This window comes from Pseudomonas sp. PSKL.D1, from assembly GCF_028898945.1.
In the GTDB taxonomy this organism is placed as follows: Bacteria; Pseudomonadota; Gammaproteobacteria; order Pseudomonadales; family Pseudomonadaceae; genus Aquipseudomonas.
The window spans coordinates 3,260,673-3,285,585 of sequence record NZ_CP118607.1 but is presented as its reverse complement, the minus strand read 5'-3'; the positions used below and the strand labels follow the sequence as shown (position 1 = coordinate 3,285,585).

General features: G+C 63.7%; 18 protein-coding genes and 2 pseudogenes. 13 read left to right on the top strand and 7 right to left on the bottom strand.

Going from position 1 to position 24,913, the window contains the following annotated elements; all coding sequences use genetic code 11:
* Nucleotides 1-7 precede the first annotated feature (7 nt).
* The 6 genes from PVV54_RS14575 to PVV54_RS14550 all read left to right on the top strand — a co-directional run bounded on the left by PVV54_RS14575 (nucleotide 8) and on the right by PVV54_RS14550 (nucleotide 13,972).
* Nucleotides 8-808: an aspartyl/asparaginyl beta-hydroxylase domain-containing protein gene (locus PVV54_RS14575; RefSeq protein ID WP_274905923.1), complete on the top strand. Its 801-nt coding sequence runs from the start codon at nucleotides 8-10 to the stop codon at nucleotides 806-808.
* Entirely contained in the window at nucleotides 796-1,770 is a 975-nt protein-coding gene (locus tag PVV54_RS14570) for a sulfotransferase family protein (protein WP_274905922.1), read from the top strand. Before PVV54_RS14575 ends, PVV54_RS14570 begins: the two co-directional genes overlap by 13 nt.
* A gap of 171 nt (nucleotides 1,771-1,941) precedes the next feature.
* Nucleotides 1,942-2,412 carry a GNAT family N-acetyltransferase gene (locus tag PVV54_RS14565; protein WP_274905921.1) on the top strand — a complete coding sequence of 157 codons (471 nt, stop codon included), beginning with the start codon at nucleotides 1,942-1,944 and terminating at the stop codon, nucleotides 2,410-2,412.
* A 56-nt stretch (nucleotides 2,413-2,468) separates the two neighbouring features.
* Nucleotides 2,469-3,056: a phage tail protein gene (locus PVV54_RS14560; protein ID WP_274905920.1), complete on the top strand. Its 588-nt coding sequence runs from the start codon at nucleotides 2,469-2,471 to the stop codon at nucleotides 3,054-3,056.
* Between the two features lie 127 nt (nucleotides 3,057-3,183).
* Nucleotides 3,184-12,414, top strand: a complete 9,231-nt coding sequence (locus PVV54_RS14555) for an Ig-like domain-containing protein (RefSeq protein ID WP_274905919.1) — start codon at nucleotides 3,184-3,186, stop codon at nucleotides 12,412-12,414.
* Nucleotides 12,415-12,475: 61 nt separating this feature from the next.
* Entirely contained in the window at nucleotides 12,476-13,972 is a 1,497-nt protein-coding gene (locus PVV54_RS14550) for a TolC family protein (RefSeq protein ID WP_274905918.1), read from the top strand.
* On the opposite strand, the gene cysC is transcribed toward PVV54_RS14550, so the two are convergent.
* From cysC to PVV54_RS14525, 5 genes and pseudogenes are all read right to left on the bottom strand, one after another.
* Nucleotides 13,956-14,522 carry an adenylyl-sulfate kinase gene (gene cysC, locus PVV54_RS14545; protein ID WP_342456598.1) on the bottom strand — a complete coding sequence of 189 codons (567 nt, stop codon included), beginning with the start codon at nucleotides 14,520-14,522 and terminating at the stop codon, nucleotides 13,956-13,958. The genes PVV54_RS14550 and cysC overlap by 17 nt on opposite strands.
* A 79-nt stretch (nucleotides 14,523-14,601) precedes the next feature.
* On the bottom strand, nucleotides 14,602-15,336 hold the full coding sequence (gene tatC, locus PVV54_RS14540) for a twin-arginine translocase subunit TatC (protein WP_274905917.1): 735 nt from the start codon (nucleotides 15,334-15,336) through the stop codon (nucleotides 14,602-14,604).
* Nucleotides 15,337-15,406: 70 nt separating this feature from the next.
* Nucleotides 15,407-15,608: pseudogene (tatB, locus tag PVV54_RS14535) on the bottom strand (Sec-independent protein translocase protein TatB); the annotation flags it as partial.
* Between the two features lie 18 nt (nucleotides 15,609-15,626).
* A pseudogene (locus PVV54_RS14530) lies at nucleotides 15,627-15,788 on the bottom strand (twin-arginine translocase TatA/TatE family subunit); the annotation flags it as partial.
* A 54-nt stretch (nucleotides 15,789-15,842) separates the two neighbouring features.
* Nucleotides 15,843-17,165, bottom strand: a complete 1,323-nt coding sequence (locus tag PVV54_RS14525) for an NAD(P)/FAD-dependent oxidoreductase (protein ID WP_274910438.1) — start codon at nucleotides 17,163-17,165, stop codon at nucleotides 15,843-15,845.
* Between the two features lie 535 nt (nucleotides 17,166-17,700).
* Between PVV54_RS14525 and pstS the strand changes: the two genes are divergently transcribed.
* The 6 genes from pstS (at nucleotide 17,701) to PVV54_RS14495 (ending at nucleotide 22,828) form a co-directional block, all read left to right on the top strand.
* Complete coding sequence (pstS, locus tag PVV54_RS14520; protein ID WP_274905916.1) at nucleotides 17,701-18,729, top strand: phosphate ABC transporter substrate-binding protein PstS; 1,029 nt, start codon at nucleotides 17,701-17,703, stop codon at nucleotides 18,727-18,729.
* Nucleotides 18,730-18,804: 75 nt separating this feature from the next.
* Nucleotides 18,805-19,770, top strand: a complete 966-nt coding sequence (gene pstC / locus PVV54_RS14515) for a phosphate ABC transporter permease subunit PstC (RefSeq protein WP_274905915.1) — start codon at nucleotides 18,805-18,807, stop codon at nucleotides 19,768-19,770.
* The gene (gene pstA, locus PVV54_RS14510; protein WP_274905914.1) at nucleotides 19,770-20,663 is read left to right on the top strand and encodes a phosphate ABC transporter permease PstA; all 894 of its coding nucleotides are present in this window, start codon (nucleotides 19,770-19,772) and stop codon (nucleotides 20,661-20,663) included. Before pstC ends, pstA begins: the two co-directional genes overlap by 1 nt.
* Before the next feature lie 75 nt (nucleotides 20,664-20,738).
* Nucleotides 20,739-21,500, top strand: coding sequence for a phosphate ABC transporter ATP-binding protein PstB (gene pstB, locus PVV54_RS14505; protein WP_446731468.1), 762 nt, complete (start codon nucleotides 20,739-20,741; stop codon nucleotides 21,498-21,500).
* Between the two features lie 39 nt (nucleotides 21,501-21,539).
* Nucleotides 21,540-22,238 carry a hypothetical protein gene (locus tag PVV54_RS14500; RefSeq protein WP_274905913.1) on the top strand — a complete coding sequence of 233 codons (699 nt, stop codon included), beginning with the start codon at nucleotides 21,540-21,542 and terminating at the stop codon, nucleotides 22,236-22,238.
* Nucleotides 22,238-22,828 carry a hypothetical protein gene (locus PVV54_RS14495; protein ID WP_274905912.1) on the top strand — a complete coding sequence of 197 codons (591 nt, stop codon included), beginning with the start codon at nucleotides 22,238-22,240 and terminating at the stop codon, nucleotides 22,826-22,828. The genes PVV54_RS14500 and PVV54_RS14495 overlap by 1 nt, the downstream gene beginning before the upstream one ends.
* 58 nt (nucleotides 22,829-22,886) lie before the next feature.
* Here the strand turns inward: PVV54_RS14495 and PVV54_RS14490 are convergent, their stop codons facing one another.
* Nucleotides 22,887-23,150 carry a stress-induced protein gene (locus tag PVV54_RS14490; protein ID WP_274905911.1) on the bottom strand — a complete coding sequence of 88 codons (264 nt, stop codon included), beginning with the start codon at nucleotides 23,148-23,150 and terminating at the stop codon, nucleotides 22,887-22,889.
* A gap of 343 nt (nucleotides 23,151-23,493) precedes the next feature.
* On the opposite strand from PVV54_RS14490, the gene PVV54_RS14485 reads away from it, so the two are divergent.
* A complete protein-coding gene (locus PVV54_RS14485) occupies nucleotides 23,494-24,207 on the top strand; it encodes a hypothetical protein (protein ID WP_274905910.1) in 714 nt (237 codons plus the stop codon).
* Nucleotides 24,208-24,223: 16 nt separating this feature from the next.
* Here the strand turns inward: PVV54_RS14485 and PVV54_RS14480 are convergent, their stop codons facing one another.
* On the bottom strand, nucleotides 24,224-24,844 hold the full coding sequence (locus PVV54_RS14480; RefSeq protein ID WP_274905909.1) for an LOG family protein: 621 nt from the start codon (nucleotides 24,842-24,844) through the stop codon (nucleotides 24,224-24,226).
* Between the last annotated feature and the right edge of the window lie 69 nt (nucleotides 24,845-24,913).

The window sequence follows — 24,913 nt, the reverse complement described above, 5'->3', positions numbered from 1 at the left end:
AGCACCAATGACCGACGCAACCCTGCCGCGCTGTGCCCGGCTACCCCTGGCCATCGACCTGGCGGCCCTGCTACAGGCCTTGCAGAAGGTGCCCGCCCAAGCCTGGCAAAGCCATTTCAACACCGGCTACTACGAGGGCGAGTGGAGCGGGGTGGCGCTGGTCAGCACCGAGGATGCGCCGGTGCCGCTGGCACCTGGCCAAGGCAAGGCACTGTGCCTGGGCTGGTGGCTGGACGAGGCGGCCTGGCAGGCCGTGCTGGCGCCGTTTCGCGCAACCCTGCGGGCGGCACGCCTGCTGCGTCTGGGCCCGGGTGCACGGATCCACGAGCACCGCGACCCGGACCTGGGCCGCCCCGGCGGCCCGCTGCGCCTGCATGTGCCGCTGCTGAGCCCGCGAGGGGTCGAGTTCCTGGTTGACGGCTTGCAGGTGCCCATGCGCCCGGGCGAGTGCTGGTTCATCGACCTGTCGCGCCCGCACCGGGTAAGCAACCCGGGCCCTGGCGAGCGCATTCACCTGGTGCTCGATTGCCTGCCTGACGGCTGGCTGCTGGCGTTGATCGAGCAAGGGCGGGCGCAGACGCCGGCCTTGCAACCGGGCCGGGCAGGGCAGGCATTTGACGCTTTCCGCCAGTGCGTGGCGCAGTCGCCTGAGCTGGCGGCCCGCCTGCAGGCACTGAGCGACCCGCGCGACTTCGTGGCCGAGGCCGTCGCCCTGGGCGCGCGCATCGGCCTGGACTTTTCTGACGCCGAAGTGCACAGCGCCATGCGCCAGGGCAAGCAGGCATGGAGCGACCAATGGCGAGTGTGAGTGACTTTCACGGCTGGCTGCCTATCCGGCTGTGGCGCCGCGAGGGCGAATGGCGCCTGGACTGGTGCTGGTTCGGCCAGCAGCGCCTGACCCGGCCCTTTTTCCGGGATGATGTCGACCAGGCCCTGCGTCTGCCGTTCAACCAGGCCATGCGCCGCGAAACCGACCTTCAGGCCCTGTTTGACTGGCACGCCCGCAGCCCGGGCCTGGCGCCGTCGGCACTGGTGTTCCATGCCTCGCGCTGTGGCTCGACGCTGATCGCCCAGCTACTGGCCAGCCAGGCGCACAACATCGTGCTGTCCGAGCCGCCGCCGCTGGACAACCTGCTGCGTGCGCCCTTGCAGGACCCAGGCGCGCAGGGCTGGCAGGCCGAGGCCGTGCGCGCGCTGTTATCGGCCTATGGCCAGCGCCGCCACGGCGAGGAACGCCAGCTGGTGATCAAGCTGGATGCCTGGAACGTCTTCGAGGCGCCGCTGCTGGCCGGACTCTATCCCCAGGTGCCGCGGATTTTCCTCTACCGCGACCCGCTGGAGATTGTCGTCTCGCAATTGCGCCAGGCCGGCATGCAGCGCGTGCCAGGGCTGCTCGGCGCCTCGGCCCTGGATACCTTGCTCGCGGGCGGCCAGGGCATGGACACGCTGCAGTACACCTGCCGGATGGTCGGTGAAACCCTCAAGGCTGGCCTGGTGCTGTGCCGCGACCACGGTGGCATTGCGGTCAACTACAGCGAGCTGCCGGACGCGCTGTGGGGGCGCTTGGCCCCGGCGTTCGGGGTGACCCCGGACGCAGTGCCAAGGTTGCGTGAAGTGGCCGGGTTCGACGCCAAGCAACCGTCCGTGAGCTTTACTGCCGATAGTGAGCGCAAGCGCCAGGAAGCCGGTGAGGCGTTGCGCGCCAGTGTGCGCCAATGGGCGCTCGAAGCCTATAACGGCTTGGAAATCATACGCTTGCAAAAGGCTTGAAAAAGGGTGTCAAAAGGGTTAGAACGGCCGTTTGAGAAAAGATTGCCATTTGCCTAAGCGGTGGTGGCAATGTGCCTTTTTATTCAGCTACGCTCCACGCCATCTCGTAGGACAATTCACTAGGATGTGCGCCCCTCACCCCGGGGTAACTTGAGCAGGGAAGCGTGAGCGATGTCGACTTCCGAGGTGCTTCTGCGTCCCATGGCGGACGCCGACCAGGCGTTCCTGCGTGCCTTGTACGGCACCACTCGGGCTGCCGAAATGGCCGCGCTGGGGTGGGACTCGGCAGTGATCGGGCACTTTCTCGATCAGCAGCACCACGCCCAGCACGCCCATTACCAGGCGCAGTACCCTGACGCCTGCTTTTCCATCATCGAAACCCCCCGTGAACGCATCGGCCGTGCCTACCTGCACTGGGCCGAGCGGCACCTGCACATCATCGACATGGCCTTGCTGCCCGCCTGGCAAGGCCAGGGCATCGGCACCCGGCTGCTTGCGCAGTGGCTGGCGCAGGCCGACCGCCAGGGCCTGAGCGCGGGTTTGCATGTAACACCGCAAAACCCGGCGTTGCGGCTGTACCGGCGCAACGGCTTTGACGTCGTGGACGACAACGGTTTGTACCTGAAGATGCATCGCCCCTGAACCCACTTTCGCGGGCCATTCGGCCTGCCTTGCAGGTAGTTATAGGAGAGCAGTAAATGGATCCGTTCCTCGGTGAGATCAAGATGTTCGCAGGCAACTTTCCGCCACGAGGCTGGGCGTTCTGCCAAGGCCAGATAATGAGCATTGCCTCGAACAACGCGCTGTTTGCGCTGCTCGGGACCCAGTATGGCGGCGATGGCCAGACTACCTTCGCCCTGCCAGACCTGCGCGGCCGTGCGCCGATCGGTTTCGGTACCGGGCCTGGGCTGCCCAACATCGTGCAGGGCCAGGCAGCGGGTGCCAACACCGTCACGCTGCTGTCGACGAACGCGCCGGGTCAGCAAGTGACAATCCCGGTCCAGACCATCTCGGTGTCCATTCCGGCAGTGGAAGGTGATGCCAATGCGCCTGCACCGTCGCCGGCCAACGTGCTGGCCAAGCCTTATGACACCAGCGGCTCGGGGGCGGCCGCGGATATCTACTCCAGTGCCGCAGCCAACACCAACCTGAAACCTTTCGACGTCACCGTGCCGCAGCATACCGTCCTCGTGGGCGGCAACCCGCAGCCGTTTTCCGTGCAGAACCCCTACCTGGGCATCAACTTCATCATTGCCCTGGAAGGTATCTACCCGAGCCGTAACTGAGGCTGGCGTTGCAGTCCACCGCGGGGGGCATGCCGGCTCCCCGCGGTGCGTTCAGGACTCACCACAAGGACGCGCCCCACTTGGCGCAGTTGCAGGATCAACCAGCCCAGGGCTGAACGAGGTCGACATGGCATTCTGGAAACGAGACAAGAAGCACGACAAACCCAGCGTGTCCGTGAACCGGCCGAGCCTGATCCAGGCCCTGGAACCGCGCATGATGTTCGACGCCTCGGTGGCCGTGGTCGCTGATCAGGCGGCCCAGGCTGCGGAGGCGGCCGCTGCCGCCACCGCTACCAGCAAGGACACGGCCACTGCCAGCGACGCGGCCAGCACCCAGGAAAGCGCCAGCCACGACACCGCCCAGGACGCCGCACCCGCCACGGCGCCGGCGACCACGGCATCGGGCAGCCACGAAGTGGTGTTCATCGACTCCGCCGTCAGCGATTACCAGAAGCTGATTGCCGGCCTGCCTGCCGGCGTCGAGGTGGTGGTGCTGGAAAACGGCAAGGACGGTTTCAAGCAGATCGCCGACTACCTGCAGGGCCGCACCGATGTCACCGCCATCGACATCATCAGCCACGGTGACAGCGGCTACGTGTACCTGGCCGGCAACGCCATCTGGGCCGACCAGCTGGCCAGCCATGCCGCCGACCTGGCGCGCATCGGCGCCAGCCTGGTGGAGGGTGGCGACATTCGCTTCTTCGCCTGCAGCACCGGTGCCGGCAGCGACGGCCAGCTGTTTGTCGACGAGGTGGCGCGGCTCAGCGGCGCCGACGTAGGCGCCTCCTCGGATGCCACCGGCAACCGTGCCGGCGAGGACTGGGACCTGGAGACCGTCTCCGGCGTGGTGGCCAGCGGCGTGGGCGTGCAGCGGGGCGACCTGTCGGGGTTCAGCACTTCGCTGGCGACCATCACCGTCACCGACCTGGATGCGTCTTCGACCGTGGCCGGCAACGGCCTGGTGTCGCTGGCCGAGGCAATCCAGGCCGCCAACAACGACATCTCGGTGGACGGTTCGGCCGCCGGCAGCGGCAACGACATCATCGTCTTCCACGAGTCGCTCAAGGGCAAGACCATCACCTGGTCCACCTCCGCCGCGCTGCTGGTCACCAGCAATATCACCATCAATGGCGATGTGGATGGCGATGGCGTGGGCGACATCATTCTCAGTGGTGACGTCAACGGTAACGGCCTGCGCGATGCCACTGAGTCCTCAGGCCTGCAAAGCAACGCTGGCGGCGTGCTGACCGTGAAGAACCTCGATTTCCGCAACTTTTCCGGCAACATTACCGGTGGCGCGATCCGTGCCTTCAACGGCTCGATCACCATCGAGGATTCGAACTTCCAGAACAACGCCGGTACGGTGATCAACTCGGCGACGACCGGCGGTTCCACCGTGATCGTGCGCAACACCACGATCCACGACAACGACGCCAGTATCGTCGGGGCCACCGGCATGTCGTCACTGGTGCGTCTGGGCGGCGCCAACAACCATGTGCTGGAAAACGTCGCCATCTATAACAACACCGGCACCTACGGAGCCACCGGTACGGTGGCGGCCGGTTCGATCATCGTGCTCAGCAACAGCGGCGGCACGGTGCGCATCACCAACAGCACCGTGGCCAACAACGTGTTTCTCAACACCAGCACCGGCAGCATCACCTCGGCCGGCCTCGGCTGGGCCAGTGGCCAGGCCGGTACGGTGACGGTGCAGAACAGTATCCTGACCGGCAACACCGTCAACGGCACCAACCTGGATGCCGCCACCAACGGAGGTGCCGGCGGGGGCTTCACCAGCATCACCAACCTGATCGGCACCACGGTCAACTTCGTCAACGCTGCCGGCGGCGACTACCGCCTGGCTGCCACCGCCACCAACGCCATCGATCAAGGCACCACCAGTGGCGCCACCACCACCGACCTGCGCGGTTTCGACCGGCCGCGCGGTGGCGGCGTCGACATCGGCGCGTACGAAGTGCTGTACGTGGCGCCGCCGGTGGTTGACCTGGACACCAATACCGGTGGCAACGACAGCAGCGTCAACTTCAGCGGCTCGGCGGTGGCGATCGTGCCGAACCTTCTCATCACCCAGACCGACGGCGACACCCAAGTCAGCGGCGCAACCCTGACCCTGAGCGGCGTGGTCGACGCTGGCAACGAGACGCTGTCACTGAGCAGCGCGCAGCTTGCCCTGGCGGCGAGCTATGGCATCACCGTAAGCGGTTCGGGCAGCACGCTGCTGACCCTCAGCGGTGTCGCCACCCTGGCCCAGTACCGGGCGATCATGGCCTCGGTCACCTATGCCAACGCGACGGCAACCTACACCAGCGGCACCCGCAGCGTGACCGTCAGCGTCAACGACGACATGGGCAGCACCAGCCACACGGCGTCGGTGGTGGTGCTGCCGCAGAACATCGCCCCGGTGGTCGGCAACCTCAATGGCGACAGCCTGACGTACACCCAGGGTGGTGGCGCGGTGCTGATCGACGTGGGTGGCAATGCCACCGTCAGCGACAGTGACTCGGCCGATTTCGCCGGTGGCAACCTGACCGCTGCAATCAGTGCCAATGGCGTGGCCGGCGAAGATATTCTCAGTATCCGCAATCAGGGCACCGGTGCCGGGCAGATCAGCCTCAGCGGCAACACGGTAAGCTACGGTGGCGTGGCCATCGGTACCGTGGCCGGCGGTAGCGGGGGTGCCAACCTGGTGGTGACCTTCAATGCCAATGCCACCGCAGCGGCGGTGCAGGCGCTGGTGCGCAACCTCAGTTACGACAACAGCAATGCCGGTAATGGCATCGGCCAGGCCAGCCGCTCGATTTCGGTCACCGTCAACGACGGTGACGGTGGCACCTCCAGCGCGGCCACCGTGCAGGTGGCGATCCACGAGACGGTGCCGCCGACGGCCACCATCAGCCTCAGCGACAGCGCGCTGATAATCGGCGAGACATCGACCGTGACCATCACCTTCAGCGAGGCGGTGGTCGGCTTCACCAACGCCGACCTGACGGTATCCAACGGCACCTTGAGTGCGGTGAGCAGCAGCGACGGTGGCATTACCTGGACCGCCACCTTCACGCCCACCAGCAACATCACCCAAGCCAGCAACGTCATTACCCTGAACAACGCCGGGGTGGCCGACCTGGCCGGCAACGCCGGCAGCGGCACCACCAACTCCGGCAACTACGCCATCGATACCCAGCGCCCGACGGCGACCATCGTGATGTCCGACACGGCCTTGCGCATCGGCGAAACCAGCCTGGTGACCTTTACCTTCAGCGAGGCGGTGACCGGCTTCAGCAATGCCGACGTGAGCATTGTCAATGGCACCTTGAGTGCAGTGAGCAGCAGCGACGGCGGCATCACCTGGACCGCCACGTTCACGCCCACCAGCAACATCACCGATGCCACCAACCTGATCACCCTGGACAACACCGGGTTGAGCGACCTGGCCGGCAATGCCGGCAGCGGCACCACCAACTCCAACAATTACGCCATCGATACCGTGCGGCCGACGGCGACCATCGTGGTGGCCGACACCGCCTTGAGCATCGGCGAGACCAGCCAGGTGACCATCACCTTCAGCGAAGCGGTGACCGGCTTCAGCAACGCCGACCTGACGGTGGCCAATGGCACCCTGAGCGCGGTGAGCAGCAGCGACGGCGGCATCACCTGGACGGCCACGTTCACGCCCACCAGCAACCTGACCAGCACGGTCAATTTCATTACCCTGGACAACACCGGCGTGTCGGACATCACCGGCAACAGCGGCAGCGGCACGACCACGTCGAACAACTATGCCATCGACACCAGGCGGCCGACGGCGACCATCGTCGTCGTCGACAACAGCCTGGCCATCGGCGAAACCAGCCTGGTGACCATCACCTTCAGCGAAGCGGTGACCGGCTTCAACAACGCAGACCTGACAATTGCCAACGGCACTTTGAGCGCGGTGAGCAGCAGCGATGGCGGCGTCACCTGGACGGCCACCTTCACCCCCGCCAGCAATATCACCAGTACCAGCAACGTGATCACCCTGGACAACACCGGGGTCAGTGACGGTGCCGGCAACGCGGGGACCGGCACCACGGTCTCCAACAGCTACACCGTCGATACACAGCGCCCGACGGCGACCATCGTCCTCAGCGACAACGCCTTGAGCACCGGCGAAACTGCCACTGTGACCATCACCTTCAGCGAAGCGGTAACCGGCTTTACCCTGGCCGACCTGACCGCCGCCAATGGTGCCCTGAGCAACTTGTCCAGCAGCGACGGCGGCCTCACCTGGACGGCTACCTTCACCCCGAATACGGGCGTGCAAGACGCTACCAACGTCATCACCCTGGCCAACACCGGCGTGGCCGACTGGGTCGGCAACACGGGCGCGGGCACCACCAGCTCGGCCAACTACACGGTCAACACGCTGGCCCCGACAGCGACTGTCGTGGTGGCCGACACCGCCTTGCGCATCGGCGAAACCAGCCAGGTGACCATTACCTTCAGCGAGGCCGTGACCGGCTTCACCAATGCCGATCTGACGGTGGCCAACGGCACCTTGAGCGCGGTGAGCAGCAGCGACGGCGGCATCACCTGGACGGCCACTTTCACCCCGAGCAGCAGCGTCCAGAACTCGACCAACCTCATCGTCCTGGACAACGCCGGGGTGATCGGGCTCAACAGCGGCAACGTCGGCTTCGGCACCACCTCGTCCAACAATTACGCCATCGACACGGTGCGCCCGACCGCCACCATCGTGGTCGCTGACAGCAGCCTGGCCATCGGCGAAACCAGCCTGGTGACCATCACCTTCAGTGAAGCGGTGAGCGGCTTCACCAATGCCGACCTGATCATCACCAACGGCACCTTGAGCGCGGTCAGCAGCAGCGACGGCGGCATCAGCTGGACCGCCACGTTCACGCCCGCCAGCAGCATTACCGATACCACCAACGTCATCACTCTGGACAACACCGGGGTGGTCGACCTGGCCGGTAACGCCGGCAGTGGCACCACCGACTCCAACAACTACGCCATCGATACAGTGCGCCCGACCGCCACCATCGTGGTGGCCGACAGCAACCTGACTGTCGGTGAAACCAGCCTGGTGACGATCACATTCAGCGAAGCGGTGAGCGGTTTCACCAACGCCGACCTGACGGTGGCCAATGGCACCTTGAGCACGGTAACCAGCAGTGACGGCGGCATCACCTGGACGGCCACCTTCACGCCGAATGCGGGTGTGAGGGACAGCACCAACCTCATCATCCTGAACAACACCGGCGTTGCCGACCTGGCCGGCAACGCGGGCACGGGCACGACCAGTTCGGCCAACTACACGGTCGACACGGTGGCCCCGACGGCGACCATCGTGGTGGTCGACCCTGCATTGCGCATTGGCGAAACCAGCCTGGTGACCATCACCTTCAGCGAGGCGGTGACCGGCTTCACCAATGCCGACCTGACGGTGGCCAACGGCACCCTGAGTGCCGTGAGCAGCAGCGACGGCGGCATCACCTGGACCGCCACCTTCACGCCCACCGGCAACATCACCGATGGCACCAACCTCATCACCCTGGACAACACCGGTGTGACGGCGGCCTCCAGTGGCAACGCCGGTGTCGGCACCACCGTGTCCAACAACTACGCCATTGATACGGTACGCCCGACCGCCACCATCGTGGTCGCCGACAGCAGCCTGGCCATCGGTGAAACCAGCCTGGTAACCATCACCTTCAGCGAAGCGGTGAGCGGTTTCACCAATGCCGACCTGACCATCGCCAACGGCACCTTGAGCGCGGTCAGCAGCAGTGACGGCGGCATCACCTGGACCGCCACCCTGACGCCGGCGGCCGGCATCAGCGATACCAGCAACGTGATCACCCTGGACACCACCGGAGTCTTCGACCAGGCGGGTAATGCCGGCAGTGGCACCACCGACTCCAACAATTACGCCATCGATACCGTGCGCCCAACCGCCACCATCGTGGTGGCCGACAGCAACCTGACTGTCGGTGAAACCAGCCTGGTGACGATCACATTCAGCGAAGCGGTGAGCGGTTTCACCAACGCCGACCTGGCGGTGGCCAATGGCACCTTGAGCACGATAACCAGCAGTGACGGCGGCATCACCTGGACGGCCACCTTCACGCCGAATGCGGGTGTGCGCGACAGCACCAACCTCATCATCCTGAACAACACCGGCGTTGCCGACCTGGCCGGCAACGCGGGCACAGGCACGACCAGTTCGGTCAACTACACGGTCGACACGGTGGCCCCGACGGCGACCATCGTGGTGGCCGACAGCGCCTTGCGCCTGGGCGAAACCAGCCTGGTGACCATCACCTTCAGCGAGGCGGTGACCGGCTTCACCAATGCCGACCTGACGCTGGCAAACGGCAGCCTGAGTGCGGTGAGCAGCAGTGACGGCGGCATCACCTGGACGGCGACGTTCACCCCGAGTGCCAGTGTCGAGGACACCAGCAACATCATCACCCTGGACAACACCGGCGTGACGGCGGCCTCCAGTGGCAACGCCGGTGTCGGCACCACCTCGTCCAACAACTACGCCATCGATACCCTGCGCCCGACCGCCACTGTCGTGGTCGGCGACAGCAGCCTGGTGGTCGGCGAAACCAGCCTGGTGACCATCACCTTCAGCGAGGCGGTGACCGGCTTCAGCAATGCCGACCTGACCGTGGCCAACGGCACCTTGAGCGCGGTGAGCAGCAGCGACGGTGGCATTACCTGGACCGCCACGTTCACGCCCAACAGCAATATCACCCACACCAGCAACTTGATCACCCTGGACAACACAGGGGTCAGCGACCTTGCCGGCAACACCGGCAGCGGTACCACGGCCTCCAACAACTACGCCATCGATACCCAGCGCCCGACCGCGACCATCGCCATCGCCGACAGCGTGGTGCGCGCCGGGCAGACCACCCAGGTGACCTTCACCTTCAGCGAGGCCGTTACCGGCTTCACCCTGGCCGATGTGACGGCCGAAAACGGCACGCTGAGCAACCTGGCCAGCAGTGACGGCGGCATCACCTGGACCGCCACCTTCACCCCCGGCGCCGCAGTGCTGGACAGCACCAACGTCATCACCCTTACCAATACCGGTGTCGCCGACCTGGCCGGCAACAGCGGTGCCGGTACCACGCTGTCGGCCAACTACGTGGTCAGCACCCTGATTCCCACTGCAACCATCGTGGTGGCCGACAGCAGCCTTGCCATGGGTGAAAACAGCCTGGTGACCATCACCTTCAGCGAAGCGGTAAGCGGCTTCGACCTGAGCGACCTGACCATCGCCAACGGTAGCCTCGGTGGCCTGTCGAGTGCCGATGGCGGCATCACCTGGACCGCCACGCTTACCCCCGGCAGCAATATTGAGGACACCAGCAACGTCATCACCCTGAACAACACGGGGGTAGTCGGCGTGGTATCGGGCAACGCTGGCGTGGGCAGCACGGATTCCAACAACTACAGCATCGACACCCTGGCACCCAGCATTACCAGCGTCGGCGTGCCGGTCGGTGGCGTGACCTACAACGAAGGCGATGCACTGGTATTCGTGGTCACCGCCAGCGAGGCAGTGCAGGTCAATGGTGCGCCGCGACTGGCGCTGGACATCGGCGGGCGCACGGTGTTCGCCGAGCTGATGGCCGGGGCGGGGACGCCGACTCTGGTGTTTCAGTACATCGTCCAGGCCGGTGACAACGACAGCGACGGTATCCGCGTGACCGGCCTGGATGCCAACGGCGCGACCCTGCGCGATGCCCAGGGCAATGCCATGAACCTGGCCCTGAACGGCATCGCCAACACCCAACAGGTGCTGGTCGACACCCAGGCACCGACGGCATTGGGCATCGTCACCGTCGACCCGTCGCCCAGCAACGCCCAGAGCGTACGCTTCACCGTCACCTTCAGCGAGCGCGTCAATGGCGTGGACCTGAACGACTTCAGCCTGGTTGCCAGCGGCACGGCCAGCGGCAACCTCAGTGGCCTGCGCCTGGTCAGCGAGGGCGTGTACGAGGTGACCGTCAGCGGCGTAACCGGCAACGGCACTTTGGGGCTGAACCTCAACGCCAGCGGCACGGGGATCGGTGACGTGGCTGGCAACCTGCTGGTCGGTGGCCTGACCGGCGCGGTCTACACCCTCGACCACGACGCGCCCACGGTCAGCAGCGTCAGCGTGCCGGTCGCAGTGCCCTACAACGCGGGCGACACCCTGACCTTCGTGGTCAACACTAGCGAAGCAGTGATCGTCGATGGCGTGCCGAAACTGGCCCTGGATATGGGCGGGCGTACCGTGTTTGCCGATTTCGTCGCCGGCTCGGGCACGCCGACGCTGGTGTTCCAGTACCGCATCCAGGCGGGCGACAACGACGGCGACGGCATCCAGGTGCTGGGCCTGTCGGCCAATGGCGCGAGCCTGCACGATGCCGCCGGCAATGCCCTGACGCCGGGGCTCAATGGCGTGGGTGACAGCCGTGGGGTGACCGTTGATACCAGCGCGCCGAGCGTCGAGTCGATCACCCCGGGCCTGGTCACCGGCACCGGCAGCCAAACCTTCACCGTGACCTTCAGCGAAGCCGTGGGCGGCGTCGACTTGGGTGATTTCCAGCTGGTGAGCACCGGCAACGTCGTCGGCACCTTGCAGTCGCTGGTGCAACTCGACAGCCGTACCTGGCAGGTGAACGTCGCCGGCATTGCCGGTAGCGGTAGCCTGGCGTTGGCGTTGAACGCCAGCGGCACCGGCATCAGCGACGCTGCGGGCAACGCGATGGAAGGCGGCTTTGCTGGCCAGGGCCTGGCGCTGCAGTCCAGCGATGGCGACCCGCAGTTCCGTGCCTATCCGGCCACGCCAGCGGGGCTGGCCAGCCAGCCGGTGCCGGTTTTGGTGGCGCCCGCTCCACCACCTTCGGCCTACCAGTCGCCACTGCTGCCACCGCCGCTGTTCGAAGTACCGAGCGCTGGCGGCGGCCTGCCGGCGTTGGGCAGCATCTTCATTCGCGACGGTGCCCTGGCGCCGAGCTACCTGGCCCAGGTGTTCGCCGGGCAGCAGGGCGGTTTCGGCACCGGCAATGGCAGCGGTGCCGGCTTCCTCGGTTTCGGCGGCGGCGATGCCAACGTGTTCGGTGCCAGCAGCATGGCCACCATTTTCGGCAAGACGATGCCGGGGGACGGCGGCCAGTACGAACTGAGCGGTGGCAAGCCACTGCGTGAGGGCGGCGAGAAACTCTCCAGTGCGCCGACCCTCGGCCAACAATTGCAAGCCGCCAGGGAGGGCGAGCAGCGTCAGGTCCGTGACCTGGCACTGGCCTTGGGGCAGATCGAAGCAGCCGTGCCCGGGGCATGAGCCCCGGCGGGCGCAATAACAACACAACGCACATTACAAGGTCGTACCAAGGGGCGGTGGGATGAGCAGAGCATCAAGGATTTTTGCGATCAGCATGTTGGCACTGGCGGTGACAGGCTGCGCGGTCAAGACCCAGCCGATCGACCGCAGCGTCAGCGAACAGCGTGCGCGGGCCGACCTGGCCAACATGTTCAAGGGCCAGGAGGCGCTGCACGGCCCATTGACCTTGCACCAGGCCATGGCCCGGGCGGTCAAGTACAACCTGGAGGCGCGCTTGAAGGTGATGGAGGAAGCCCTGGCACAGCGCCAGGTCGACCTGGCCACCTTCGACATGCTGCCGCGCATGGCCATGTCCGCTGGCTACGCCGGACGCAGCAACGTCAGCGCCGCCAGCAGCCGCAGCGTGCTGACCAACACCCAGTCGCTGGAACCGTCGACCTCCCAGGACCGCGACCGCGACGTGGCCGACCTGACAATGGTGTGGAACGTGCTGGACTTCGGTGTCAGCTACGTCAGCGCCAAGCAGCAGGGCGACCAGCGCCTGATCGTGCAGGAACGCCGGCGCAAGGTGGTGCAGACCATCATCCAGGACGTGCGCTCTGCCTACTGGCGCGCGGTGGCCGCCGAACGCCTGCTCAAGCGTATCGACACCTTGATGTCGCGCGTCGAGCAGGCCCGGGACAGCAGCCAGCGCATGGGCGAGCAACGCATCGGCGACCAGATCGACGCGCTGAACTACCAGCGCGCGCTGATCGAGGCCACCCGCCAACTGGAGGAACAACGGCGCGCCTTGTCGTTGGCCAAGACCGAACTGGGCGCCCTGATCAACCTGCCGCCGGGCACTGAGCTGACCTTGGCCAGCAACGAAGACTACAGCGTGCCCGAGCTCAAGGTCGGCCTGGAAAGCCTGGAGCAGCAAGCCCTGGCCTCGCGCCCGGAGCTGCGTGAGCAGGACTATCAAGCGCGCATCAGCGCCGCCGAGGTACGCAAGTCGATGCTGCGCATGCTGCCGGGCCTGGAGTTTTCCGCTGGCGGCCATTACGACAGCAACAGCTTCCTGACCAACCAGAGCTGGGCCGACTACGGCGTGAAAGTGACCTGGAACCTGTTCAACGTGCTCTCGGGCCCGGCGTCGATCGATGTGGCCAAGGCCGGTGAACAAGTGGTCGAGGCCCGCCGCCAGGCCATGTCGATGGCAATCCTGGCCCAGCTGTACGTGGCCAACGCCAACTACAGCGAAGCCCGCCGCCAGTTCGCCACCAGCCAGCAGCTGGTGGCGCTGGACCAGCAGATCGTCGAACAGCTGCGCAACCGCCACCAGGCCCAGGGCATCGGGGAGCTGGAGCTGATCCAGGGCGAGCTCAACGCCTTGCAGGCCGACCTGCGCCGCGACCTGGCCTACGCTGAGCTGCGCAACAGCTACGGGCAGGTGTTTGCCAGTGCCGGGCTCGATCCGCTGCCGGCTACATTGCCGTCCGGTGAGCTGGGTGATATTGCCCAGGCGCTGAGCAACAGCGAGGCGCGCTGGCAGCGTGGGGAGATTACGCCGGGGAGTTGACAGGCAGGACCTGCTGCAGGACGTATTCCAGCAGCAGGTCCAGCGACGCCGGCAGTGAGTGGGTGGCGGTGTTCAGCACCAGCTCGGGGTGCTCCGGTGCCTCGTAGGGCGCATCAATGCCGGTGAATGCCTTCAGCTCGCCAGCCCGTGCCCGTCGGTACAGGCCCTTGGGGTCGCGTGTTTCGCAGGTGGCCAGGTCGGCGTTTACATGGATTTCGTGGAAGCTGCCCTTGCAGGCCCGGCGCGCGGCGGCGCGGTCGGCGCGGTAGGGGGAGATCAGTGCCGCGATGCAGAGCAGCCCGGCATCGGCGAACAGCGCAGCCACTTCGCCGGTGCGGCGGATGTTTTCGTGGCGGGCGGCAGGGGAGAAGCCCAGGTCGGCGTTCAGGCCGGTGCGCAGGGTGTCGCCATCAAGGACGTAGCAGCGGTGGCCCCTTTGGCGCAGGCGCGTGGCCAATGCCTGGGCCAGTGAAGATTTACCGGCGCCGGAGAGGCCGGTGAGCCAGATGACGGCGCCGCGGGGTTGCCGTTCGCTTCCTGCGTTGTGCACATTCGTCGCTCCGGGGTGAAAGGCCGAGTGTAGTGGGGTTGGCGCAGGCTTTCGAATTATTGGGCAAAGGATCTCTCTGCTATTGGCGTGAGCGAACCAGGCCGCAGCTCAGCACGCCGAGCTCGAACAGCAACCACATGGGCACGGCGAGCAGCGTCTGCGAGAAGATGTCCGGCGGGGTGAGGACCATGCCGGCTACGAAACAGCCAATGATCACGTACGGCCGGATCTTCTTCAGGTAATGCACATCGACCACGCCGAGCCATACCAGCAGCACGACCGCCACCGGGATTTCGAAGGCAGCGCCGAAGGCGAAGAACAGGGTCATGACGAAGTCGAGGTAGCTGGCAATGTCCGTCATCATCGACACGCCTTCGGGCGTGGCGGCGGCGAAGAAGCTGAACATCAGCGGAAATACCAGGAAGTAGGCGAACGCCATACCGGCGTAGAACAGCAGGATGCTCGAAACCAGCAGCGCAATGGCGATGCGCTTTTCATGGCGATACAGCCCCGGGGCAACAAACCCCCAGATTTGCTGAAGGATCACCGGCATCGCCAGGAACAGCGACACGATCATGGTCAGCTTGAACGGCGTCAGAAAGGGTGAGGCCACGTCTGTGGCGATCATCGTTGCGTTGGCTGGCAGATGCTCGCGCAAGGGTGCCGAAACCAGGGTGTAGATCTGTTGGGCGAATGAGAACAACCCGGCAAAAATCAGGAAGATGGCAGCCACGCAACGCAGCAGGCGGGTGCGCAGCTCGGTGAGGTGCGAGACCAGCGGCATGGGCTGGTCGAGTTTGGGGGTTACGATCATGGGGCTCGGGGCGGGGTAGGCGGTGTGTGCGGGTCGAGGATGCGTTTGGCGTCTTCTGTGACCTGCTGGAGGTGCTCGGTGTGTAACTGTTTGCGGATGTCGTCAGCGCCGATTTCACGCTCGACTTCCTGCTTGATCGCATTGAAGCTGCGTTTGAGCCGCCCGACCCACAGGCCGGCGGTACGCGCGGCGCCAGGCAGGCGCTCGGGGCCGAGCACCAGCAAGGCGACCAAACCCACAAGCAGTAACTCGCTGAAGCTGATGCCGAACATGGTTCAGTCTTCACGCTGCGGCGCTTGGGCCGGTAGGTTGGGTTCGTCGTTCATGGCCTTGCGAAAGCCTTTGATCGATTCGCCCAGGTCGCTGCCAAGGTTCTTCAGCTTCTTGGTGCCAAAGACCAGGACCACGACGCCCAACAGGACGATCCAGTGTTTCCAGTCAAAAATACCCATGGTGCTCTCACTTGTTAAGGAAAGGCTGGCGCACTGGCGCCAGCCCGGGTGCCGTCAGGCTTCGAGGCCGGCGCTCGCCTGGCCGGTGCGCAGGGTGAAGTTCACACCCATCGAAAGCGCAGGTTGTGGCGGGTTCCAGTTCGGCTTCGGTGCAGCCAGCAGGAACTCGGTGAGTTTCTCGTTCTTGCCCGCCAGCATGTTGGCCAGCAGGGTGCCAGTGGCCGTGCCGCGCACCGTGCCCAGGCCATTGCAGGCCAGTGCACCGTAGACGTTTGGCCGCAGTTCGCCGAAGAAGCCGGCGCCGTTGCGGGTCATCGCCAGGCCGCCGCCCCAGGTGTGCTCGAACGGCACGTTGGCCAGCGTCGGGAAGCGGCGCTCGAACGACTGGCGGTGGGCCACGCGCACCTTGTCGGTGTAGCCCGGCTTATGGCGGCCATCCGGGTTGAAGCTGAAGCTGTTGCGCACCAGGATGCGGTTGTCGTGTGTGCGGCGCAGGGTGGTGCCGAACGGGTCGGCCGGGATCACGCCCCAGAATTCGTGGCCACCGATGCTGGCCTGTTCGGCGGCTGTCAGTGGGCGGGTCAGGCTGCCGTAAGTAAAGATCGGCAGCATGCGCCCTTGTAGGAAGCCGAAGTGCTGGCCGAAGTGGTTGTTACCCAGGATCAGCTTGTCGGCAGTGATGCGACCGGTCGGGTGATGCAGCACGGTTTTCTGGCCGTAGTCGACAGCAGTGATGGGGGTGTCTTCGTATAGCACGACGTTTTCCGGCAGGCTGTCGGCCAGGCCTTTGACCAGCGCAGACGGCTGAACCAGCATGGTGCCCGGCGTGAACAGTGCCTTGCGGTAGAACGAGGTACCAATGTGGTCCTTCAGTTCACTGCCTTCGATCATTTCAACCTTTTCGCCCAGCCCCTCCAGGCCGCCGCGGTAGGCTTCCAGTACGGCCATGCCCTTGTCTTCGATCGCAGCCTGGTACTTGCCGGAGTGGCGCAGGTGCGCGTCGACGATGTTGTGCTCGGCCACCAGGTCGCGAAGGATGCCTTGGCCACGCTGGTTCAGCGCCAGGACGTTTTTGGCGTTTGCGTGGTCGCCAATGTAGTCCGGTGCGCCGATGTCGTGCGGCACGTCGATCAGGAAGCCGGCATTACGGCCCGAAGTACCGAAGCCAACCTGCTGCGCCTCGACCAGGATCACCCGGTCCTGCGGGAAGTTCAGGGCCAGCTGGCGAGCGGCTGCCAGGCCGGTGAAGCCACCACCGATCACCACCCATGGCGCCTGGTCGTCACCGATCAGCGGGGCCTTGGGTTGACGAACGCGGCTGGTGTGGAACCAGCCCGGGGACGAATCGTCAGACGGCAACGAGCCCACGCGCACCAGGGAATCAGGGTCTTTCGGCAGGCCATCGCTGAGCAGGGACGCGGCGCTGCCAGCGGCGATGGCGCCCGCACCCACGCCAACACCGATCAGGACATTTCTTCGTGAAACCGCCATTGCAATTCATCTCTTCAGTAGAACAACCAGGGAAATGGCCAAGGATGAGGACGCATTTCTGAGATGACCTGGAACGGCGGGACCGCGTATGGCAAATCAACGTACAGCATCAACATGACCGGTAAAATACAATTTGTATACAAATGGTATTATTTTGATGCGGGTGCGTCAATCCGCCACTTCCGGGTAGGAAAATGACGCTTTGCCTGGCCTGAATTTGTCTCTTTGCAAGGTAAGCCTGTGGCATCTGCGAGGGGAAGACGCCTAATGGGTTAGTCACATCTGGTAACCACAAAGTGACAGCCTTCCCCCTTGTAACCCCCTCGATTGACGCACTCCCCACCGTTCTGAAATTCAAAATTCACAAAACTGTAACGAAGCGGCTTCAAACTGTGCTCGCCATCACACGGAGCGTTTTTTGATGATTAGCCTGATGAAATCTGCTGCACTTGCCGTCGCCGTTTCCCTCGGCGCCACCTCGGCCTTTGCTGCGGACAACGTTCGCCTGACCGGTTCGGGTGCCAGCTTCCCTGCACCGATCTACCTGACCTGGTTCAAGGACTTCAGCAAGAACACCGCTGGCGTCACTGTTGACTACCAGTCCAAGGGGAGCGGGGCGGGTGTACAGGACTTCCTGAACAAGACGGTCGATTTCGCCGCCAGTGACTCGGCGATGAAGCCCGAGGAAATCGCCAAGGTTGCCGAAGGCGTGCAATTGCTGCCAATGACCGCCGGTGAAATCGTCCTGGCGTACAACCTGCCAGGTAACCCGAAAGGCCTGAAGCTGCCGCGTGATGTGTATTCCGACATCTTCCTGGGCAAGATCACCCAGTGGAACGACCCGAAGATTGCCGCGGCCAACCCTGAGCTGAAACTGCCGGCCACCCCGATCACCGTGGTCGTGCGTGCCGACTCCAGCGGTACCACCGCCGTCTTCACCAAGCACCTGTCGGCCATTAACGCTGGCTTCAAGGAAGCGCTGGGCGAGGGCAACACTGTCAACTGGCCTGCCACCGACAAGTTCATCAAGTCGCCGAAGAACGATGGTGTAACCGCCACCGTGCGCCAGACCCCGGGCGCCATCGGCTACATCGAATACGGCTTCGCCAAGCTGGCCAAGGTCGACTTCGCCGCACTGCAGAACAAGGCCGGCCAATACGTAGTGCCGAACGCCGAAAGCGGTGCCGAGGCACTGGCCGCGGTGACCATGCCGGAAAACCTGGTGGCCTGGCTGCCGGACCCGGAAGGCGCCAAGTCCTACCCGATCACTTCCTACACCTGGATGATCTTCCGCAAGGACAACGGCAACCCGGCCAAAGCCAAGGCCATGCGTGAGATGGTCGAGTACAGCCTGACCAAGGGCCAGGAAATCGCCGATTCGATGGGCTACATCCCGCTGCCACCGTCGGTTGTCGACCAAGTGCGCAAAGCGTCCGCCAACATCCAGTAAGACCTGCCAGGCCGCGCCCGACCTGGCTCCACAGCCACGTCGGGCGTGCTCGCACCCTGTTCCCGGAACCAACCCATGAACACACCCTTCTCCATACCGGATAACCCCGATTCGGCCTGCCAGCCACCTTCAACGAAGGACTACCTGGTCGATCGCACCTTCCGCGCCCTCGCGCGCATCGGCGTGGTGCTGATACTGGCGCTGGTTTTCGCGCTGGTTTACGAAGTAGGGCACAAGGCCCTGCCCGGTATGGAAAAGTACGGTTTTGACGTACTGTTCGGCAGTGTATGGGACGTCAACCAGGGCAAGTACGGCATTTTGCCGGCCATCTGGGGGACCCTCTACAGTGCTTTCATTGCCTTGGTGATCGCCGGCTTCTTCGGCGTCAGCATGGCCATTTTCCTGACTCAGGACTTTCTCCCCGCGAAGCTTGCCGCCGTGTTTCGCACCATCGTCGAGTTGCTCGCCGCCATCCCCAGCGTGGTTTACGGCCTGTGGGGCATCTATGTGGTGATCCCGGCGATCCGCCCGCTGACCACCTGGCTGAACAGCGAGCTGGGCTGGATCCCGTTCTTCGGCACCTCGTTGAGTGGCCCCGGCCTGCTGCCCGCAGCGCTGGTACTGGCCATCATGATTCTGCCGACCATCGCCGCTGTGTCCCAGGATGCGTTGGCCAGCGTGCCGATGAAAACCAAACAGGCGGCCTACGGCATGGGCACCACCCATTGGGAGGCGATCCTCAAGGTGATGGTGCCGTCCGCCGCCACCGGCATCTTCGGCTCGCTGGTGCTCGGCCTTGGCCGCGCACTGGGTGAAACCATGGCCCTGGCGATGCTCGTGGGCAATGCCAACACCATTTCGGTGTCCCTGTTTGCCCCGGCCAACACGCTGGCGGCCCTGCTGGCACTGAACTTCCCGGAAGCCGGGCCGACCGAAATCGAAGTGCTGATGTATGCCGCGCTGGTGCTGATGTTCATCACCCTGCTGGTGAACGTGCTCGGCTCGATGCTCATGCTCTACGCACAGCGGGGTAACAAGTAATGACTGATCTCTCTACTCCCAAAACCGCGCTGCCCAGCCTGCAACGCCGCTTCGAAGGCCGCGCCCTGCGCAGCATCGTGCTGACCACCCTGGTGTGGTGCACGGCGCTGCTGGCTGCCGTACCGCTGATTTCCGTGCTGTACATGTTGATCACCCGTGGCGGCGCGCGCCTGAGCCTGGAGGTGTTCACCGAGCTGCCACCCACGGGCTTCGAAATGGGCGGTGGTTTTGGTAACGCCATGGCGGGCACCTTCGTCATGGTGGGCATTGCCGCTGCCATCGCGGTGCCGGTGGGCATCCTGGCGGCGGTCTTCCTCGCCGAACTTGGGCCGGACAGCAAGCTGGCCAACGCTGCACGCTTCGCCGCCAAGATGCTCACCGGGTTGCCATCGATCCTGGCCGGTGTGTTTGCCTATGCGCTGGTGGTGATGACCACTGGCACCTATTCGGCGCCGGCAGGCGGCGTGGCGCTGGCGGTGCTGATGCTGCCGATCGTGGTGCTCACCGCTGAAGAGGCGATGAAGATGGTGCCCAAGATGATGAAGGACGCAGCCTACGGCATGGGCTGCACCCGCGCCCAGGTGATCTGGAAAATCATCCTGCCCACCGGCATGCCGGCGATTTTGACCGGCGTCATGCTGGCGGTGGCGCGCGCCGCGGGTGAAACGGCACCGCTGTTGTTCACCGCGCTGTTCAGCAACTACTGGATTTACCACGACGGCAGCCTGGCGGTAATGAACCCGACGGCATCGCTGGCCGTGCTGATTTACAACTTCTCCGGCATGCCGTTCGACAACCAGCTTGAACTGGCCTGGGCGGCCTCGCTGGTGCTGGTGATGATCGTGCTGGTAGTCAACATTTTGAGCCGTATTTTCGGCAAACCCAAGTACTGAGTCAGGGAGCATCAACACGTGAACCATTCCACTGCACAACGCGCCGCTCCCATGGTCGAGCAGACACCTGTGGTCATGGACTGCAAGCTGGACAAGATTTTCTACGGCAACTTCATGGCCGTACGTGACAGCCATGTGCCCATCGAAAAGAACAAGATCACCGGCTTCATCGGGCCGTCCGGCTGCGGCAAGAGTACCGTGCTGCGCAGCCTCAACCGCATGAACGACATGGTCAAGGGCTTCCGCTTCGAAGGGCATGTGCACTTCCTCGGGCAGGACGTGTACGGCAAGGGCGTCGACCCGGTGGTGGTGCGCCGTTACATCGGCATGGTGTTCCAGCAGCCAAACCCGTTCTCGATGAGCATTTTCGACAACGTTGCCTTTGGCTTGCGTCTTAACCGCTACAAGGGCGACCTGGGCGACCGTGTGAAGCACGCGCTGCAAGGCGCGGCGTTGTGGGATGAGGTGAAGGACAAGCTCAAGGTCAGCGGATTGTCGCTGTCGGGTGGCCAGCAGCAGCGTCTGTGCATTGCCCGCGCCATTGCGACCGAGCCGGAAGTGCTGCTGCTCGACGAGCCGTGCTCTGCACTGGACCCGATCGCCACCCGCCGGGTGGAAGAGCTGATGGTCGAGTTGAAGAAGGATTACACCATCGCGCTGGTGACCCACAACATGCAGCAAGCGGTGCGCGTGGCCGACAACACGGCCTTCTTCTCGGTCGATATCTCCCAGGGTACGCGCACCGGCTACCTGGTCGAAATGGGCCAGACCGCGCAGATTTTCCAGAACCCGCGTGAACAACTGACCGCTGATTACATCAGCGGCAAGTTCTCGTAACCCACTGTTACAACATTACCGAGTGCCCTGAGGATACCCATGCGTGCAGTGCGTCGCCTTGATCTGTCAGCCGTAGAGCGCGCACTGCGCGAGGTCCAGGGCCGTTTTGCCGAACTCAGCCGGCACTTCACCGAGCCGCGCGACCCGTTCACCGATGAAGTGCTGCAAAATGTGCTCGAAGGTTATGCGTTGATTGACCATTATGTCGCTCGCGGCGTGGACCTGTTCGACCTGCAGCAGGTGAACCTGATGCTGGAAATCAACGCCACCGTCCTGTGTGGCCGTGACCCGGCGCAACGTCAGGAATTCAACCAACACCTGGTGGCTACCGAAGCGCACTTTTTCAATAACGTGGAAGGCGGTATCAAGGATTTGTACAACTGGTACTGTGCCTACCGCAGCGACTCGATCTGGAAGCGCGCGGCCGGTGTTTACGTGCGAATCCTGAGCAAGCCGCAGCTGTTCATCGAAGGCAACAACCGCACGGGTTCGCTCATTGTCAGCTACTTGCTGATGCGTGCCGGGTTGCCGCCTTTCGTCCTCACACTGAACAACGCCGAAGGTTACTTCAATCCCTCTTCGGTGATCCGCAACTCAGCCAAGCATGGAGTCAAGGCGTTGTACGAATTGCCCAAGATCAAGAAAAAATACGCGGCTTTTCTGGAGGCAAACGCGCCTGATCCCGAAACGTTTTTGCTGGGTAATGCACCTGTGGCCAGTGGCCGGGGTGGCCTGTGATGGGCAAGTTGCCAATGGTCGCGCAGTGGCGCACGAGCCGTCGCCCACGGGTACGCATTTCGTTCGACATCGACGACACGCTCGCCTGCCAGGCTGAGCACAGTGCCGTTGAGCCTGGCAAATTGCCTGCGTGTGTTCATCGCTGGCTGGGTGAACCCTTGCGTATCGGCACCCGTGAGTTGATCCGGGATTTGCGGCGCCGTGGTTGCAGCATCTGGATCTACACTTCGTCGGGCCGCACGCCGTCCTACATCAGGCGTTGGTTGTTGCTGTACGGGATTCACGTCGACGGTGTGGTCAACAGCGACCGGCACCAGCACGCCCTGACAGCACGCGGGTTTACCAATGCACCTTCGAAACTGCCTTCGGCTTTCGGCATCGATCTGCATATCGATGACTCCGAAGGTGTGCGGATGGAGGGAATCGACCATGGTTTCCGCGTGCTGACCGTTTGCCCGAAGGATGAAGACTGGGCCCGGAAGGTGCTTGAATCCGCAGCCAAGGTGCAGGCGCAACTGGATTGGGAGCAGTCCTTCAAACAACAAGCGCCAGGCCGGCAGCGGTCACAAGCCATTACGCCCATGACCTGAGGCGATCAAATCTGGACTTGGGTGTGCCAGGGCAATCCTTCGCCCTGGCGGGTGGCGGTCAACGATTGTTGTCGGTCATGTCACTGTCATCGTCCTGGATGTTTTCAGAATCGTCTTCCACCTGATTCTGGCGGTCAGTGTCGGATTTCTGGCCGGTTGAGTGGCCACCTTTTGCGCCTTGCTCATTGGCACCGCGTGCACGTTCAGGGTCGTTGCCTTGCCGGTCCTGCCATGAGCCCTGACCACCTTGTGGCTGCTCTTCGGGCCTGCCGCCAGACATCTGGCCGCCTTGCTGCCCATGTTTGTCTTGTTCGTTAGCCATGATCGTCACCTTTGTGTGTTCACACAGAAAAGGCTGTGTTTACGTGTGAGATCTTGCAGCACTTGGTTGCTCACCCTACTTTCGAATTAACAGACGGGGTGCGCGAGAATACCGAGCGGTCAATCACTCGTGTCGTAACAGCTTGCACCCAGCCTGTGGCGCATCAGGTATTGCCCGCCTGTTTATGCGGGGGCGCGGTAATCGGCCGGTGTGTCTTTCATCCTGTGGCTGCACGAAGCAACTGGAGACAGTTGCACCAAGGTTCTGCGTTGACGAGGCTTCGACCCGTGGCTCAGGCTCGCGGCTGGAAGATTCACCATCAACCGCGAGGGAATGAACCAGCATGAAACTGGCAGAGTGGGCGCAGGTCCAGGACATCTACAAACGCAGCCGTCGGCAACCGAACAAGCGCCTGTTCAAGTGGACGAACGCACGCAGGTTGTGGCCGATGTGGGCTGCCCTGGCGTCGACGGTATTGCTGGTAGCCTTTGCGCTGGTGGCCATGGCCCACCCGGCGTTGTTGCCGTACGCTTACATGGCACTGGTGCCTTGGGGGCTTGCGCTTTATGTCACGCGGGTGAAGGGGCTGCGCGCCACGCATGCGCAAGCGTTCGATGACCATGTGATCGACAGGCAATCATTCCACCACCGGGAAAATACCCTGTGTTATACCTTTTTCCTGCAGCGCCTGCGCACTGAGGGCTACACCGCGGCCAAGGCCCGCGAACTGTCGGCGTATTCGGACCTGGTGGGCAAGCCGGCCAGGCCACCCTTGTCGCAGAACCTGGGCTTTGCGTCGCTCGTCGCCTTCATGATCGCCATCAGTACCGAGCTCATCAAGAATGCGGATGTGTTCACCAGCCAGGGGATGGCCGTGTTGATGCTGGGTGTTGTCGCCGTGTTTTTCTATGGGCTGATTCTGGATGGCATCAACAGTGGGGCTTATCAGAGGGCCTGGATAAAGCGGTATCTGGACATGGCTGCGTGGGACCTGGAGCATCTGTCTGATGACGCGGCGCCTGCCGATGAAAGCGAGGTTGAAGCGGTAGTCGCTTGAGGCGGTACGATGCGCACTACTGCCTGAGACCGCAAGCATGCACGTGCGCAGGTGCGATCCATTTGTCGACTGTCGGGGCTTGCCACTGTTCCAGCCTGTCAATCAGCACCGATGGGTCGGTGTGACAAATCAACATTTCGCTATGCTCGGCTTTCATGAACCCTTCAGCCACAGCATGCCTGAACACGCGGCGTACCGGCTCGAAAAAGACATTGGTGTTCAGGCAAGCCACGCCTTTTTGATGCTCGCCCAATTGGGTCAGCGTGGCCACCTCGAACAGCTCCTCGAAGGTTCCCAGGCCACCGGGCAAGGCAATGAATGCATCGGCGCATTCGCTCATGCGTGCCTTGCGACCACGCATGTCATGGGCCACCTCGTAGCGGGTCAGCTGCTTGTGCATGTGCCCGAGGTTGAACAGCAACTTGGTAATGACCCCGACCACTTCGCCACCCTCGGCAAGCACCGTGTCGGCCATGACACCCATCAAACCCTTGTCGGTACCGCCATATACCAGTTGCAGACCTCGCCGGGCAATTTCCCGGCCCAGGGCCCGAGCGTCTTCGACATAGCTGGGGTTGAAACCATGGTTGGAGCCGCAGAACACGGCAATGCTGCGCAAGGGTTGGTTGTTGCTCATCGAATTGTTCCTGCAAGAGGGGCTGGCAGGGCATGATGTAGCCACCTGGGCCAGTGGCAAAGCGCCAAA

Excerpts from the sequence above, each read along its gene's own strand:
- PVV54_RS14570 (WP_274905922.1), top strand. The coding sequence starts at position 796 with ATGGCGAGTGTGAGTGACTTTCACGGCTGGCTGCCTATCCGGCTGTGG.
- PVV54_RS14500 (WP_274905913.1), top strand. The coding sequence starts at position 21,540 with ATGCGTGCAGTGCGTCGCCTTGATCTGTCAGCCGTAGAGCGCGCACTG.
- PVV54_RS14495 (WP_274905912.1), top strand. The coding sequence starts at position 22,238 with ATGGGCAAGTTGCCAATGGTCGCGCAGTGGCGCACGAGCCGTCGCCCA.
- pstS (WP_274905916.1), top strand. The coding sequence starts at position 17,701 with ATGATTAGCCTGATGAAATCTGCTGCACTTGCCGTCGCCGTTTCCCTC.
- tatC (WP_274905917.1), bottom strand. The coding sequence starts at position 15,336 with ATGATCGTAACCCCCAAACTCGACCAGCCCATGCCGCTGGTCTCGCAC.
- PVV54_RS14555 (WP_274905919.1), top strand. The coding sequence starts at position 3,184 with ATGGCATTCTGGAAACGAGACAAGAAGCACGACAAACCCAGCGTGTCC.
- pstB (WP_446731468.1), top strand. The coding sequence starts at position 20,739 with ATGGACTGCAAGCTGGACAAGATTTTCTACGGCAACTTCATGGCCGTA.
- PVV54_RS14480 (WP_274905909.1), bottom strand. The coding sequence starts at position 24,844 with ATGAGCAACAACCAACCCTTGCGCAGCATTGCCGTGTTCTGCGGCTCC.
- PVV54_RS14565 (WP_274905921.1), top strand. The coding sequence starts at position 1,942 with ATGTCGACTTCCGAGGTGCTTCTGCGTCCCATGGCGGACGCCGACCAG.
- PVV54_RS14490 (WP_274905911.1), bottom strand. The coding sequence starts at position 23,150 with ATGGCTAACGAACAAGACAAACATGGGCAGCAAGGCGGCCAGATGTCT.
- pstA (WP_274905914.1), top strand. The coding sequence starts at position 19,770 with ATGACTGATCTCTCTACTCCCAAAACCGCGCTGCCCAGCCTGCAACGC.
- PVV54_RS14485 (WP_274905910.1), top strand. The coding sequence starts at position 23,494 with ATGAAACTGGCAGAGTGGGCGCAGGTCCAGGACATCTACAAACGCAGC.
- pstC (WP_274905915.1), top strand. The coding sequence starts at position 18,805 with ATGAACACACCCTTCTCCATACCGGATAACCCCGATTCGGCCTGCCAG.
- PVV54_RS14550 (WP_274905918.1), top strand. The coding sequence starts at position 12,476 with ATGAGCAGAGCATCAAGGATTTTTGCGATCAGCATGTTGGCACTGGCG.
- PVV54_RS14560 (WP_274905920.1), top strand. The coding sequence starts at position 2,469 with ATGGATCCGTTCCTCGGTGAGATCAAGATGTTCGCAGGCAACTTTCCG.
- PVV54_RS14575 (WP_274905923.1), top strand. The coding sequence starts at position 8 with ATGACCGACGCAACCCTGCCGCGCTGTGCCCGGCTACCCCTGGCCATC.